The 13,959-nt window shown below is 48.4% G+C and carries 12 protein-coding genes and 1 pseudogene; 10 read left to right on the top strand and 3 right to left on the bottom strand.

Annotated features, from left to right (window positions below):
- Positions 1 to 4 precede the first annotated feature (4 nt).
- From H9L05_RS05410 to porN, 10 genes and pseudogenes are all read left to right on the top strand, one after another.
- Complete coding sequence (locus H9L05_RS05410) at positions 5 to 421, top strand: hypothetical protein (RefSeq protein ID WP_187733322.1); 417 nt, start codon at positions 5 to 7, stop codon at positions 419 to 421.
- Positions 422 to 485: 64 nt separating this feature from the next.
- A pseudogene (locus tag H9L05_RS24820) lies at positions 486 to 1,025 on the top strand (glycosyltransferase family 4 protein); the annotation flags it as partial.
- Between the two features lie 272 nt (positions 1,026 to 1,297).
- Entirely contained in the window at positions 1,298 to 1,552 is a 255-nt protein-coding gene (locus H9L05_RS23150; protein WP_223285009.1) for a hypothetical protein, read from the top strand.
- A gap of 388 nt (positions 1,553 to 1,940) precedes the next feature.
- Positions 1,941 to 2,753 carry a DUF4271 domain-containing protein gene (locus H9L05_RS05400; RefSeq protein WP_187733321.1) on the top strand — a complete coding sequence of 271 codons (813 nt, stop codon included), beginning with the start codon at positions 1,941 to 1,943 and terminating at the stop codon, positions 2,751 to 2,753.
- 77 nt (positions 2,754 to 2,830) lie between these two features.
- A complete protein-coding gene (locus H9L05_RS05395; protein WP_187312109.1) occupies positions 2,831 to 3,661 on the top strand; it encodes a uroporphyrinogen-III synthase in 831 nt (276 codons plus the stop codon).
- Positions 3,662 to 3,762: 101 nt separating this feature from the next.
- Positions 3,763 to 4,794 (top strand): PorP/SprF family type IX secretion system membrane protein, encoded by a 1,032-nt coding sequence (locus H9L05_RS05390; RefSeq protein ID WP_223284745.1) that lies wholly within the window; start codon positions 3,763 to 3,765, stop codon positions 4,792 to 4,794.
- 225 nt (positions 4,795 to 5,019) lie between these two features.
- Positions 5,020 to 6,039 carry a T9SS ring complex lipoprotein PorK/GldK gene (porK, locus tag H9L05_RS05385; RefSeq protein WP_133274290.1) on the top strand — a complete coding sequence of 340 codons (1,020 nt, stop codon included), beginning with the start codon at positions 5,020 to 5,022 and terminating at the stop codon, positions 6,037 to 6,039.
- 79 nt (positions 6,040 to 6,118) lie between these two features.
- Positions 6,119 to 6,925, top strand: a complete 807-nt coding sequence (gene porL / locus H9L05_RS05380) for a type IX secretion system motor protein PorL/GldL (protein ID WP_223284744.1) — start codon at positions 6,119 to 6,121, stop codon at positions 6,923 to 6,925.
- A 61-nt stretch (positions 6,926 to 6,986) separates the two neighbouring features.
- Complete coding sequence (porM, locus tag H9L05_RS05375) at positions 6,987 to 8,570, top strand: type IX secretion system motor protein PorM/GldM (protein WP_187733320.1); 1,584 nt, start codon at positions 6,987 to 6,989, stop codon at positions 8,568 to 8,570.
- A 46-nt stretch (positions 8,571 to 8,616) separates the two neighbouring features.
- Positions 8,617 to 9,507, top strand: coding sequence for a type IX secretion system ring subunit PorN/GldN (porN, locus tag H9L05_RS05370; RefSeq protein ID WP_187733319.1), 891 nt, complete (start codon positions 8,617 to 8,619; stop codon positions 9,505 to 9,507).
- A 99-nt stretch (positions 9,508 to 9,606) separates the two neighbouring features.
- On the opposite strand, the gene H9L05_RS25870 is transcribed toward porN, so the two are convergent.
- The 3 genes from H9L05_RS25870 to H9L05_RS05360 all read right to left on the bottom strand — a co-directional run bounded on the left by H9L05_RS25870 (position 9,607) and on the right by H9L05_RS05360 (position 13,934).
- Positions 9,607 to 10,506, bottom strand: coding sequence for a helix-hairpin-helix domain-containing protein (locus tag H9L05_RS25870; RefSeq protein ID WP_317175116.1), 900 nt, complete (start codon positions 10,504 to 10,506; stop codon positions 9,607 to 9,609).
- A gap of 2 nt (positions 10,507 to 10,508) precedes the next feature.
- Entirely contained in the window at positions 10,509 to 11,417 is a 909-nt protein-coding gene (locus H9L05_RS25865; protein ID WP_317175115.1) for a GIY-YIG nuclease family protein, read from the bottom strand.
- Positions 11,418 to 11,600: 183 nt separating this feature from the next.
- Positions 11,601 to 13,934 (bottom strand): penicillin-binding protein 1A, encoded by a 2,334-nt coding sequence (locus tag H9L05_RS05360; RefSeq protein WP_187733318.1) that lies wholly within the window; start codon positions 13,932 to 13,934, stop codon positions 11,601 to 11,603.
- Between the last annotated feature and the right edge of the window lie 25 nt (positions 13,935 to 13,959).

The following is a 13,959-nucleotide window of genomic DNA, read 5'->3' as shown; positions in this document are numbered from 1 at the left end:
GCGCATGAAAGAAGATATTATTTTTGATCCTGTTGAAGGCGTTTCCATAGCTATTGTTCCCGACGACGAAGCCTCTACGGAGGAAGGCAAGCCTGGTTGGCAAGTGTATCTGCTCAATCATAATGACTATCCATTGAGCAACGTCATCATTAGCTCCAATGGTTACGGCACGCTGGAGGACGGTGAAAAGGTGCGGACTTCAACCCTGCGGCATGTATTCGCGGAAATAGAGCCTCGTAGCTCTGTACCTGTCGAACCTATTGATCCTGACTTATTTCACCTTAATAATCAGTACTGGGTTAGCTACTACCGTGGCCCGCAGATCTTCGATAAGAAGTTCATCTTTGTGCCCGATTCTATTGTGCCAGCCAACCTGATTCCTATTGCTCTGCTCGGCCGCGAAGGCGTGTTGCACGGGTAAAAGTTTACGCGCAGACGAACAGGAGCGTATCCTGTTGTTTGCTTCATCTTTGAGCCGATACGTGATGAATGCCATTGGTATTACGCTAGGGTTGTCGTTTTTGTGGTCCTTCTTAGTGGCGCTGTTTGCGGTGCCTTCTATCATCTACATTGCCCACCTCAAGAATATGCTTGATACGCCCAACGTGCGTACCGTGCATGAGTCGCTCACGCCACGCTTGGGAGGTGTAGCGGTATTTGCGGGGTTTATGTCGGCTCTCACCATCTTTGCCGACCTCAACAATGGCGTCCAACAGTTGCTGGCCGGCTGTATCGTCTTGTTTTTCGTGGGGCTAAAAGACGACTTAGTGAGTATCTCGGTCACCAAAAAGTTTGTGGGCCAACTTCTCGCTACCGGCATCGTGATGGTAATGGCCGATGTGCGCATTACTAGCTTTCAGGGAATTTTGGGCATTCATGAGTTGCCGATCGGTATCAGCTATGCATTCACTTTTTTAGTTATAGTGGGTATTACCAATGCCATTAATCTTATAGACGGACTGGATGGCTTGGCCGGTACCATTGTCAGCATCATCGTCACAACGTTTGGTTACTTTTTCTACCGGTACGGCGGCTCTGAATTTGGCAATTATGTGTATGTGTCGGTGTGCGTGCTGGGGGCATTTTGGGCTTCCTCCGCTACAACTTTCACCGGGCTACCATTTTTATGGGCGATACTGGTTCGCTGGTATGCGGCTTCATCGTCTCTATTCTCACAATCCAGTTTATTGAGATGGGTGCCCAACTGGGTCAGCCATTCGGGGCCTCAGCCCCATCAGTGGCCGTCGGAATCCTGTTCGTGCCCCTCTTTGATACGCTTCGGGTTTTCCTGATCCGAATGATGGCTGGTCGGTCGCCATTCTCGCCTGATAAGAACCATGTGCACCATCGCATTCTGGCTATGGGTTTCCAGCAAATCAGTACGGTGATGTTGTTGGGTTTATTGAATCTGGTGGTTATCTTATTCGTGATCAACTTCGCTGAGCTGGGCAATACAATTCTTATTGTCGCATTGATAGCCTTCTCAGTGCTATTAAGCGTGTTTCTGGGCGTATATCGTAGCCGCACGGCGCAACAGCGAGTAGCTTCCTAAACCAGTGATAGACAGAAGTACATACGGAGGTAGAAGTGGCAGCTGGGGGGCATTTCTGCAGCTGGTGCTACTACTATTATCTCTGAGTGCTGCTGCAGCCGAGTATAAGCCGTTGCCACCCGCACCCCGCACTGGCCTCTCTTCCGATTGGCTTATCTATGACGCCCCCCGCAATCAGCTGATTCTTTATCTCCCGGATTATCATGCGCCAGCGAAGGCATACCATCAATGGGTAAGTATCCGGCCAGGTCAAAAACTGCCCATCACCTTCACTGCACGTAAAGACTTAAGTATTTTTTTAGATAACAGGTTGGTATTCACTGCCGCTACGCCAGCCTCCTATTCCCTTGACTTAGAGAAACTTTTGCCCCCCGGCACCCCCGCTGGCATGCATCTGCTGTGTATCTGGCATCCTACCGTTTCTCCCGACTTTTCTTCCTTCACCAACGCCCCTGTTCTGCCGGTAATCGCGAAGGGCAAGGTAGATGCAGCACCTTATCAGGCTCAGCTTCGAGTACGAGGCCACCAAGGCCAAAATGTATTTCTATGCTTCTTATTGCTGATTGGGTTATTGTACGGCGGTATCAAGGCTGCGTATCAGCCCGGATTCGCCCGCATCTACCAGTTTGACAGGCTGCTTGGCAAATCGAATAGCGATGAGGCATTTCTGACTAAGCCTACTATCACGTGGCTGAATCTGCTGCTGGTATTTGTGTTCTCTCTTTCCTTTGCCTTGTTGCTGGTTGCCATCCACACCAATATTCAGAGCATCGTAATTCTTCGGCGCCTGTTCGATGTACCTGAGTCGGCTATTGTCGCTCGGGTCCTGCTCTATGCAGGTCTGATAGCTTCGTTTGTGCTGGGGAAATACTTGTTCTTAGAGTTGATGGGCTACATCTTCGATGTCACCCCACTAGTGATAGTGCAGTATCGGGAGTTTGTGCGCACCATTCTGTTTATGGGCTTGTTTCTACCCGTTGTAATGCTCTTTTATCTGGCCCTTAATCAAACCCTGCCCGAAACAGTACTGTGGATATCCAACGGGGTGGTTTCCTTGATGTTGGTCGGGACAATGCTACGGGTTACGCGCACCCTGCATAGTCGAACATCCCTCCTGAATTTGCATTTGTTTTCGTACCTTTGCGCCACCGAAGTAATACCCCTTACCATATTACTTAAGTTGATCGTTTTTACGTACTGATATAATTAAACGTGGGCCACAGTGCCACGTTTTGCACTCTTCTTATCGCTCCAAAACTACCCACTCACCCACCCTCTATGGCCGAGAGCAAAGACAAACCGGGGACGGGCCGACACGCCAAGCGTATCTCCAGCATACTTGTCACCCAGCCGAAACCAACAGGCGACGTATCGCCCTACTTCGCAATCGCTGATAAGTATGGCATCAAGGTCGATTTCCGGGAATTTATTCAGGTAGAGCCAGTCTCTTATAAGGATTTTCGCAAGGATAAGATCAACATTGCAGAGTATACGGCAGTCATCTTTACGAGCCGTAACGCAGTAGATCATTTCTTTCGTATCTGCCAAGAAGCAAAGCTGGAAATGCCTGCTGAAATGAAGTATTTCTGCATTTCGGAGCAAACTGCTAATTACCTGCAGAAGTATATTGTACTGCGCAAGCGTAAGCTTTTTGTGGGTCAACGTACTGCGGCTGATCTGTTTGATGTTATCAAAAAGCATAAAAGCGAGAAGTTCTTATACCCCTGCTCTGATATCCGAAAGGATGATCTGCCGGAATTTATGAGGGCTAACAACTTCAAGTTTACAGAGGCTGTGATTTATCGCACTGTGGCCAGCGACCTTTCGGATCTGACGGACGTAAAATACGATTGTATTGCCTTCTTTAGTCCTTCCGGCATCAGCTCGCTATTTGTCAACTTCCCTGACTTTGAGCAAAATGGCACCCGCATCGCTGCCTTTGGCCCCACTACAGCCAAGGCCGTAATCGATGCTGGCTTAGAGTTGGATATTGAGGCTCCACACCCCAATGCTCCTTCTATGACAGGTGCTATCGAGCAATATATCCGTTATCATTATGGACCTGACGCAGGTAAAGAGAAGAATAAGGCCGATAAGCAAAACGCTTAAACTCATATAGCAGAGGCATTTTCACGAGCTAAACCCTATAGTTAGCTCATTTGATGCGCAGACTTTTTTCCATAGATTTGGAATCAGTTACGTAGGGTATTATGTCCTACTTAAAATCTGTGCTAAAATTGGGTGCCTATATGAAGAGATCTATACTAGGTGCTATGGTTATGCTTTTAGCAGCCACTGGCACCATCGTTGCCCAACAGCAGCCACAATTCAGTCATTACGGGTTTAATGGCATGTTTCTGAACCCTGCCTACGCAGGCATTAAAGGCCAGGGGGAAGTATTAACTATAGTACGGGAGCAGTACTTTAATTATGGCGGAACCTTCGATCCGGGCGGAAACGACCGGACGTTTTTGTTATCTGCTTCTACGCCTGTTCGTGTTTTAGGCGGTGGTGTAGGAGTAAATATTTATCGCAACACCATAGGAGAAGCCAGCGTTACGACCGCAGCCCTGTCTTACTCGAAGCACTTTAAGATTGGAGACGGTCTATTGGGTATCGGAGCTCAGGGGATATTTAATAACTTAGGCAAGGGCACATACCGGGCAAATGATGCTGACGATCCGAGTGTGCCTTTTGAAAGCTCGGACAGTAAGATTGACGCGGGTGCAGGGGTATGGTATGAGGCTCCAAAATTTTATGTAGGCCTAAGCGTAAACAACTTGTTGAGGTCTCGCTACCAATTCCAGACAGAAAGCAGCCAACGAACTGCATCTTATATTGGAGAGAATCACGCTTACTTAACAGCGGGTTACAATATTGAGGTTAGTTCTTCCGTTGTTGTAACGCCCATGGTCATTGGCAAGTTGGTTTTGCCAGGGGAGTTTGGTGATGATGATAAATTTACTTTCGATAATAACTCTTTTGAAGTAGGTGCACGGGCAACTTTGCAGGAAAAATACTGGGCGGGTGTAGGGTATCGTTATGGAGAATCTTTCACTGGTCAACTAGGCATGAGTTTTGCAGAAAGCAACTCATTTCGCGTTGGTTATGCGTTTGACCTAGTTGCATTTAATCAAGATGCAAGGGCATTTAGTTCACACGAAATAATGCTTTCATATCGCTTACCTAAAATGGGCCCTGCCACCCGCCCTGCAATCCGTACCCCGCGTTATAGTTTCTAACTGCTTATAAATTTTATTTGTATTTAAGGTGACAAAGCAGCTTTTTATAATAGTTGGCCATTCTGGCGCTATTTTTATGATATGAATAGGAGCTTTATTAGCTATTTAAATGTTGCCTTCAGCTCGGGCACGAACCTTGCTAATAGTCACAGCAGTTGTTAAGTTTGCCAATTGTAAAATTGTAATCTTTTGGTATCGCCGCCCAATAGTCTTTTTAAACTTCACATGAATAAGTTTCTCAAATTGCCTCTTGTCGCTTTTTCGGCGCTTTTAATGGGAGGCTGTGGTTTTGGCAAAGGACCGCAGGGCGACCTGGTTGGAGCGGAGGACCGTCCAGATTTTAATCCGCAGGAAGTTCCCTTCGGTATGGTTCCTTGCCCCGGTGGTACTTTCCATATGGGTCAGACGGATCAGGATATATCAGCTTCTATGGTCAACATGAATAAGCAGGTGACAATAGCCGGCTTTTACATGGATGAGACCGAAATCACTAATAACGAGTATCGCCAATTCATGAATGCCATTCGGCAGGATTCGATCGACGTGCTGGGTGAGGAGTATGTGATGACGGAGCTTTACCCAGATACAACTGTGTGGGTACGTGACTTCACTTATCATATGGGTGATCCGCTTATGGAGTATTATTATACCCATCCGGCTTTCGATGATTATCCAGTAGTGGGTGTAGACTGGTTCGCAGCGAAGTACTTCTGCAACTGGCGCACTAAGCATAAGAATGCAGCTAATGAGGAAGCAGGCTCGGCTCCAACTCCTAACTTCCGCTTGCCTTCAGAAGCTGAATGGGAATACGCTGCACGTGGCGGCCGCGATTTAGCTACGTATCCTTGGGGTGGCCCTTATCTGCGTAACTCAAAGGGCTGTATGCTTGCCAACTTTAAACCAGGACGTGGCGACTATGCCAGTGATGGTTACGCTTACACTTCAGCTGTTGGAAGCTTCTTCCCCAACGACTTCGGTTTGTATGATATGTCGGGCAACGTAGCTGAATGGTGTGACGACGCCTACATGGAAGCTTCTGTGCCGGTAGTTTGGGATATGAACCCAACTAACCCTGATGATAACGAACCTCGCAAAGTAGTACGTGGCGGTTCATGGAAAGACATTGCTTACTTCCTTGAGACAGGAACGCGCAACTTTGAGTACCAGGATTCAGCTCGTTCCTACATCGGATTCCGCACTGCCATGATTCAGATTGGTATGGGAACTAACCGCCAGTTGAACTAGAGCAGTAAGCGCTATCTCATTTTACATTTTCATACATTCTTCATCCTTTCCAACCAACTTTTTTCAATTCTTATTTAAAATGGCAGCAAAAGGCGGTAATTTCTTCTTTGATGTGGTCATGCCCAAGATTTATGGCATCGGGGCAGCGGTCGTAATCATTGGAGCATTGTTTAAAATTCTGCACTGGAAAGGTGCTGATGTAATGCTGATGGTTGGTCTGGGTACAGAAGCCTTGATTTTCTTTCTTAGTGCTTTCCAACCTACCTCTAAAGAGCCTGATTGGGGCCTCGTATATCCCCAGTTGGCTGAAGGCTACGACCCTTCTACTGGTGATCCTAGCTTCTCTACCAATAACAACAGCACAGGTCTGACTCGCAAGTTGGACGATATGTTGAAGGATGCTAACGTAACTCCTGCGGCTATATCTTCATTAGGCGAAGGCTTGAACCGTTTGAGCAACACTACACAGCAATTGTCTTCATTAGGCGAGGCTACAAATGTGACAGAGGAGTACACCACGAAAGTCCGTACTGCTACTCAGTCGCTTGAGCGCATCACTGCTTCTTATGCAAATACAGCCGAAGCTATGGCTGCTATGTCGGATGCTACTTCTGATGCAAAAGAGTACCACCTGCAAGTGCAGAACGTAACCAAGAACTTGGGCGCTCTGAATGCAGTCTATGAAATGGAGCTTCAGGATGCTAATACGCACCTCAAGTCTATGAACAAGTTCTATGGCACATTGAGCCAGGCCATGGAGAACCTCACCGAAGCTGGTAAGGAAACCGAGCAGTTCAAGCAAGAGGTGACCAGCCTAACCACTAATCTCCATTCCCTCAACCGCGTCTATGGCAACATGCTGAACGCGATGCGTGCTACCAGCTAGTATTAATACTACGATAGCCAATAAGGGTTCTGTCCACATAGTTATAGATTAGCAAAATAAAATGGCGGGAGCAAAAGAGACTCCACGGCAGAAGATGATAGGCATGATGTACTTGGTACTGACTGCTCTTCTGGCCCTACAAGTCAACTCAGCAATTTTGCTGAAGTTTAAATTTCTGGATGATAGCTTGCTGGGTGTCAATGAAAAGACGTCCACCGCTAATGCCAATACAGTAAAAGGCATTGCTGCAACTGTTCAAAAAAACCAGAACCAAGCGCGTGACCTAGCTGTGCTCAAGCAAAGCGAAGAAGTACGCCAGCAGACGGCCAAAATGGTGGCGTACCTGCGCGACGTTCGCGATAAGCTTGTAACGTCTACGGACAATACAAAAGGCAAGAACGAGTATAAGAACATGAGTGCCGAAGACAAGGTAGCCATCACCATGCTAGGTGGCAACCGTAACGGCGCTGCTTATCCAATGAAGGATGAGTTGAATAAGTACTCAGCTTATATCAAGCAGTATGTTCCTAACGCTGCACCGCTGGCCCTTGATGCGAAAGAGGATCCAATGGTTATCGATCCAGAGCAAAAGAATAAGAACTTCGCTGAGCTAAACTTCGAAAATACGCCGTTGGTAGCTGCTTTGGCAGTGCTATCCCAAAAAGAAACGGAAGTGTTGAAGCTGGAAGCCGATGCATTGAGCGCTTTAGGAGCAAAAGTTGGTGCCCAGACTATCGTTTTTGATAAAGTTGGTGCATTTGCTAGTGCGGAGTCGAATACAGTAGCTGCTGGTACCAAGTACAGAGCTGAGTTGTTTCTGACTGCTTCTGCTAGCACGTTGCGCCCCACCATGACCATGAATGGCACTCCCATTCCAGTAGGTTCAGACGGAAAGGGTAAAGTTGAATTCACTGCTACTCCTGGCGGATTTGATGCTGCTGGTAACGCAAAGAAGCAGTGGATTGGCACGGTGCGTTTCAAGCAGAATGGCCGCGACACCACTTTCAAAGTTCCTGTTTCTTATACCGTAACCAAGCCTGTAATGCAGATTCAATCTGCTTCAGTACAAGCTTTGTACTTCAAATGCGGTAACAAGCTTAATGTACAGGTGCCTGCTTTGGGTGCTCAGTATAAGCCTAGCTTCTCAGCTTCAGGTGCACAGGCAATTCCTGGCTCTAAAACCGGTGATATCACACTGGTGCCAAATGCTAAGCAGGTAACTCTGAATGTAAGCAGCAACGGTAACGCTATCGGTTCACAGACCTTTGAGGTACGCCCGATTCCAAAGCCTGACATCAAGTGTATTGTAGGTGGTCGTGAGGCCAATGAGAAGCAAGGTACGCCTATCACTGCAGTGCGCAACATGAGCCTGAAGGCCATTCCGGATGCTGGTTTCCAGACTTTCCTGCCCGAGGATGCTCGCTATCGGGTAACGCAGTACGAGATCACCTTGGTCCGCGGTAAGCGTCCAGCGATGCCTGCTCGTACCATCAATGGTCCGGATGCTAATCTGAATGATGTTGTAAACTCGGCTCGTGAAGGCGACCGTCTTTACATCGAAGTAAAGGAAGTTCGCCGTTTGAACTTTCAAAATCAGCAGGAAGAAGTGAAGGTGTCGAAGCAATTCAACATCCCGCTCGTCTAGTTACTCTTTCCTGAACTAACCGTCGCTTTTAATTGCTTATCACGGTATGAATAAATTCCTTTCATTCGCTGCTCTGACCGCCGGCCTTACACTGTCATTGACAGCTTCGGCCCAGGAGCAATCCACTACTGCGAGCAGCAATGGCTCGCACCGGCCTATCCCGAACTCGGACATCATGTTCAGTAAGACGATAACCCGGGCTGTTGATTTGCGTGAAAAGCAAAACAAGCCGATGTTTTCTGAAGGCAAGGAAATCAGTAAGGTTATCCTTGAAGCAGTAAAGCGCGGTGAAATTCAGGCTTACCGTAACGATTCGCTGACCAGCACATATACTCCAGCTGAAGTAACGGCAAATATGTCGTTTGCTGAGTCAGCTAATGAGCTAAGCGACGAAGAAAAGGCAGCCGGTTTCACTGAAGCAGATGCTGGTGCAAATGACGACGGTTGGGGTGCTCCTGCTGCTAAACCAGCTGCTGGATCAAGTGCTCCCGCTACAGCTGGTGCGCCTGCTAGCTACGAGTATCGTTACAAGGATTTGTATCAAATGGAGTTGAAGGAAGATATGATCTTCGACAAGAAGCGGTCGCGGATGTATCATGACATCAAAACCATCACTCTACTAGTACCATCTACTCTTAGCTCAAACACCTCGGGCATTGAAAAGGAGATCGGTACGTTCAAGTATAGTGATCTAGTGAAGATGTTCCGGAACAACCCTGATAAGGCTATCTGGTTCAATCCGCAAAACGACGCTCAACACAAAAACCTGGCAGATGCGTTTGAGCTATGGTTGTTCAACTCGTATATCGTTCAGGTTTCTAACCCAAGCGATTCTCGCCTAGATGAAATCTATGGTAGCCAACAGCAAGGTATCCTTGCCTCGCAACAAGCCGCCGCTGATTTGATTGAGTACGAATATAACTTGTGGAGCTTCTAAGCTTTATCTAACAATAAAAAGCCCCCAGCTATGTTGCTGGGGGCTTTTTATTGTTAGCTGGTTCTGTGCATGCTTTGCTCTAAGAAAGTATCAAGCGATCTAATCAGCTGCTTGCTCTTGCTGCTCGAAATATGCGAGTAAGACACGCGCTTTCGCTTTGCCTATTTCAGCGACTAACTCAGCTTCGCTCAGCTCACGGATTTTCTTGACTGATTTAAACTTGCTAAGCAGCTTCTCGGCCGTCGCGGGGCCAAGACCTTTCACATCCGTTAATTCCGTTTTAAGCGTTGCCGCATCCCGACGGTTACGGTGGAAAGTAATACCGAAGCGGTGCACCTCATCGCGCATGCGCTGAAACAGGCGTAACGACTCACTCTTCTTGTCGATGTAAAGCGGAAGAGGGTCATTCGGAACATAGATTTCCTCTAGGCGCTTGGCGATACCTATTACTGGGATCTGGCCCCAGAGATTAAGATCTTTCAGGGCTTTCACAGCCATGCTAAGCTGCCCTTTGCCACCATCTACGATAACTAGCTGAGGTAAGGAAGCGCCCTCATCCACGAGCCGGCGGTAGCGGCGAGTCACAACTTCGTACATAGAGTCGAAGTCGTTGGGACCAATAACGGTTTTGATGTGGTAATGACGGTAGTCTTTCTTGCTTGGCTTGGCATTACGGAAGCAGACCATGGCTGCCACGGGGTTGTCTCCCTGAAAGTTGGAGTTGTCGAAGCACTCTATATGCTTTGGAAGCTCTGTCAGGCGCAAATCCTTCTTTATCGTCTCCATAATACGAACCTCGTTTAGGTCCTTGGAGCGGTCATTCATACTCTCTTTTTCCTTGCGCAGATAAAGCACATTCTTAATACTCAACTCGAGAAGCTTACGCTTGTCACCGATTTGTGGGGTGGAAACAACGACACCCGGCAATGGCAAAGGAGGTAAGGCAACGTTGGTGAGGATCTCCTTCGATTCACTCTCAAACTCTTCCCGCATCTGCATGATCAGGGGGGCAAAATTTCCTCGTCAGTCTCATCGAGCTTCTTCTGCACTTCCAGCGACTGCGTCAGGATGATAGAGCCATTCATCACCTTTAGATAGTTGATAAACGAACTCTTCTCGTTGGACGCAATCGAGAAGACGTCGATATTCGAAAGTGAAGCATTAACGACCGTCGATTTTGCTTGAAAGTCGTCGAGGCGGTCCAGCTTTTTCTTGAGAGTGTGCGCCAGTTCGTATTGTTGCTCCTGGGCGGCGGCCATCATGCGCTCCCGGAAATAAGCCTTGGGAACGGTAAGATTACCACTCAACATGCTGCGGATCTGCTGAATGTATTGATTATAGGTTTCCTCGTCCTGCAAGTTTTCGCAGGGGCCTTTGCAGTTGCCCAGGTGATACTCCAAGCAAACCTTAAACTTGCCGGCCGCTACGTTTTCGGGAGTGAGATTGTACGTACAGGTACGCAACGGATACAAGGCCCGAATAAGCTCCAGGATGACGTTCATAGCCGTTAAGTTGGCGTATGGGCCGTAATAGCGCGAGCCATCGTTGATCTTCTTACGCGTCGGGATGAGGCGTGGAAACCGCTCGTTGGTCAGGCATAAGTAAGGATACGTCTTGCCATCTTTGAGCAGGATGTTATACTTCGGCTGGTGCTGTTTGATAAGATTGTTCTCAAGCAAAAAGGCGTCGGATTCACTGTCTACTAACGTGAATTCGATGCGCTTGATATTCTTGACCAGTTGTTGGGTTTTCTTATTGTGGTCCTGCTTGGTAAAGTAGCTGCTTACGCGCTTACGCAGGTCTACAGCCTTGCCAACGTAGATAATGCCTTCATCATCAAAGTATTTGTATACACCCGGACGATGGGGTAGCTGACGGATTTGTTCTTGTAAATGGGCTTTAGCGGCCATATGATGGTAATTAGGCGCAGAATGAAGGTCCTGATAGAGGTACGCAAATAAAGAACGCGAAGGTGTACAGAGGAATTTCCTAAACCCACAAAGAAGGCATAAAAACAAAATCGTGGCTGGTAAGGCATACCAGCCACGATTTATTATTCTATTAAAAGTCTATTAGCTAAGTAATAGCCTTTCTTAAATCTCCTGTCCATTAAGAATATCAAGATCAGTCTGGTTAAGCTTCTGATCTACTGGAATAGTATCGCGCTGGCCACCGTAATAACGGCTGCAATCTATCTCAATGCTCAACGGTTGCGCAGGTTTTGGGAAGGGCGCCTTGCTTACATCCAGGCTCTTATCGCCGTATACTTTGCGCATAAACAAGCCGTAAATAGGAAGCGCCGCCCGAGCGCCCTGGCCATTGGAGCCATTACGGAAGTGAATGCTACGATCCTCGCCACCTACCCACATGCCACAAACCAGATCAGGCGTGATACCCATAAACCAGGCATCAGAGTAATTAGAAGTAGTACCAGTTTTGCCCCCCATCTCATACGGAAACTTAAAACCCGTTTTGAGAATGGTAGATGTACCGCCGCGCTCCGTGGTAGAGGCTTGCAGCATGTGCGTCATTAGGTAAGCAGTTTCTTCACTCAGGGCCTCACGGGTCTGGGGGACAAATTCGCGCAATACGTTGCCGTTTTTATCTTCAATCCGCGTCACCATCATAGGCGAAGTCCACACTCCTTTGTTAACGAAGGTACCGTAAGCGCCACACAACTCATAGATGCTTACGTCGCTGGAGCCGAAGCCGACGGCTGGCACGGCTTCGATAGGGGAGGTGATACCCAACCGCTTGGCGTAGGCAACAACGGTTTCGGGGCCTAGCTTCTGCACCAGGAAGGCCGTAATTGAGTTCATTGAGCGGGCCATGGCCTGCCGGATAGTGAACGTGCGACCTGAGTAGCCTCCTTCAAAGTTGCGGGGCGTGTAGGCCGGCCGGCCAGCTTCGGCGGGGAATGTAACCGCTAAATCCTGCACCTGATAGCACGGAGAATACCCCTGGTCGATGGCTGCCGTGTACACAAAAGGCTTGAACGTAGAGCCAGGTTGCCTTGTGCCTTGCTTTACGTGGTCGTATTTAAAATACTTAAAGTTGGTGCCGCCTACCCACGCTTTTATCTGCCCATTTAGTGGGTTCATCGCCATAAAGCCAGCCTGCAGATAGCGCTTGTAGTACGCCAAGGAGTCTATGGGCGACATGGTCATTTCCTTCTCCCCCTGCCAGCTGAACACCATCATCTTGTACTTCTTGTTTAGATAGTAGTTGATAGAGTCCTTGTTGCCTTCAAAGCGGGTATTGAGAGACTTGTAGCGCTCCGTGCGCTTGATGGCTGTTTGCAGAAAGTTGGGAATCAGGCGGCCTGTTTCATCGCGCCACGGCTGCTGACCCTTCCAATGCTGCGCAAATAGCTTTTGCTGCTGCTTCATATGCTCAGCTACCGCTGATTCCGCATATTTCTGCATCCGCGAGTCAATGGTGGTATAGATCTTCAGGCCATCGGCGTAGAGGTCATGGTCGGTTTCGCGGCTCCATTGTAGAAGCGCTTTGCTTACCTCCCGACGGAAATAGGGGGCAATGCCCTTGTTGGCATTTTCTACATTGTAGGTTAGCGCGATAGGCTTAGCCGCCGCCGCTTCATATGATGCCTGATCAATGTAGCCGTACTTACGCATCTGACTCAATACCCAGTTACGCCGGGTTTTTGCCCGTTCCGGGTGCTCTACCGGACTGAAGTAAGAGGGCGCGTTAAGCACTCCTACCAGTAGGGCTGACTCCTCCAGCGTGAGATTTTTGGGCTGTTTATTAAAGAAGGTTTTGGCTGCTACGTTAATACCAAATGCATTCGATCCGTACTCATTTATATTCAAGTACATCGTCATTATTTCGCGCTTGGTATAGTTGCGCTCCAGCCGAATGGCCATTATCCATTCTTTGGTCTTGATAATGAGCATACGCAGGCCTGGCACATGGCTAAGAGTGCCGTCGTTGAGGTCGGCGCGGGTACGGAACAGCACCTTAGCAACCTGCTGCGTAAGTGTACTGGAACCCCGCCGAATGCGCCCCGATACATAATAATACGGAACGGCAAACAGGCCTTTCAGGTCAATGCCCGAGTGGCTCTCGAAGCGGACGTCTTCAGTGGCAATCAGGCCGTCGATCAGGTTTTGAGGCAGCTCCTCGTAGCCTACCGGCGTGCGGTTTTCGCGGAAATATTTACCCATTAGCACTCCATCGGCCGAGTAGATCTCCGAGGCCAACTCACTCTTGGGGTTTTCCAGCGTTTTGAGGTTGGGCATGCGCCCAAACAGGTTCATAAAGTTGACGCTCACGGCCAACACATATACGACGAAGCCAATCAGCCCGAAGCTAAACAGCATCCATAGCGTGCGCGTGATGCCCGTAAAGCGCCCTGACCGTTGGGGCTTACGTGGCTGAACTTTGGTTTTAGTGGCAGGAATAGCCATTCTTTAGGGAAATTATAAGCTAGGA

Source organism: Hymenobacter qilianensis, from assembly GCF_014489555.1.
Taxonomy (GTDB): Bacteria; Bacteroidota; Bacteroidia; order Cytophagales; family Hymenobacteraceae; genus Hymenobacter; species Hymenobacter qilianensis.
Note: the sequence above shows the minus strand (reverse complement) of the source record. Positions and strands in the feature narration are given on the sequence as shown.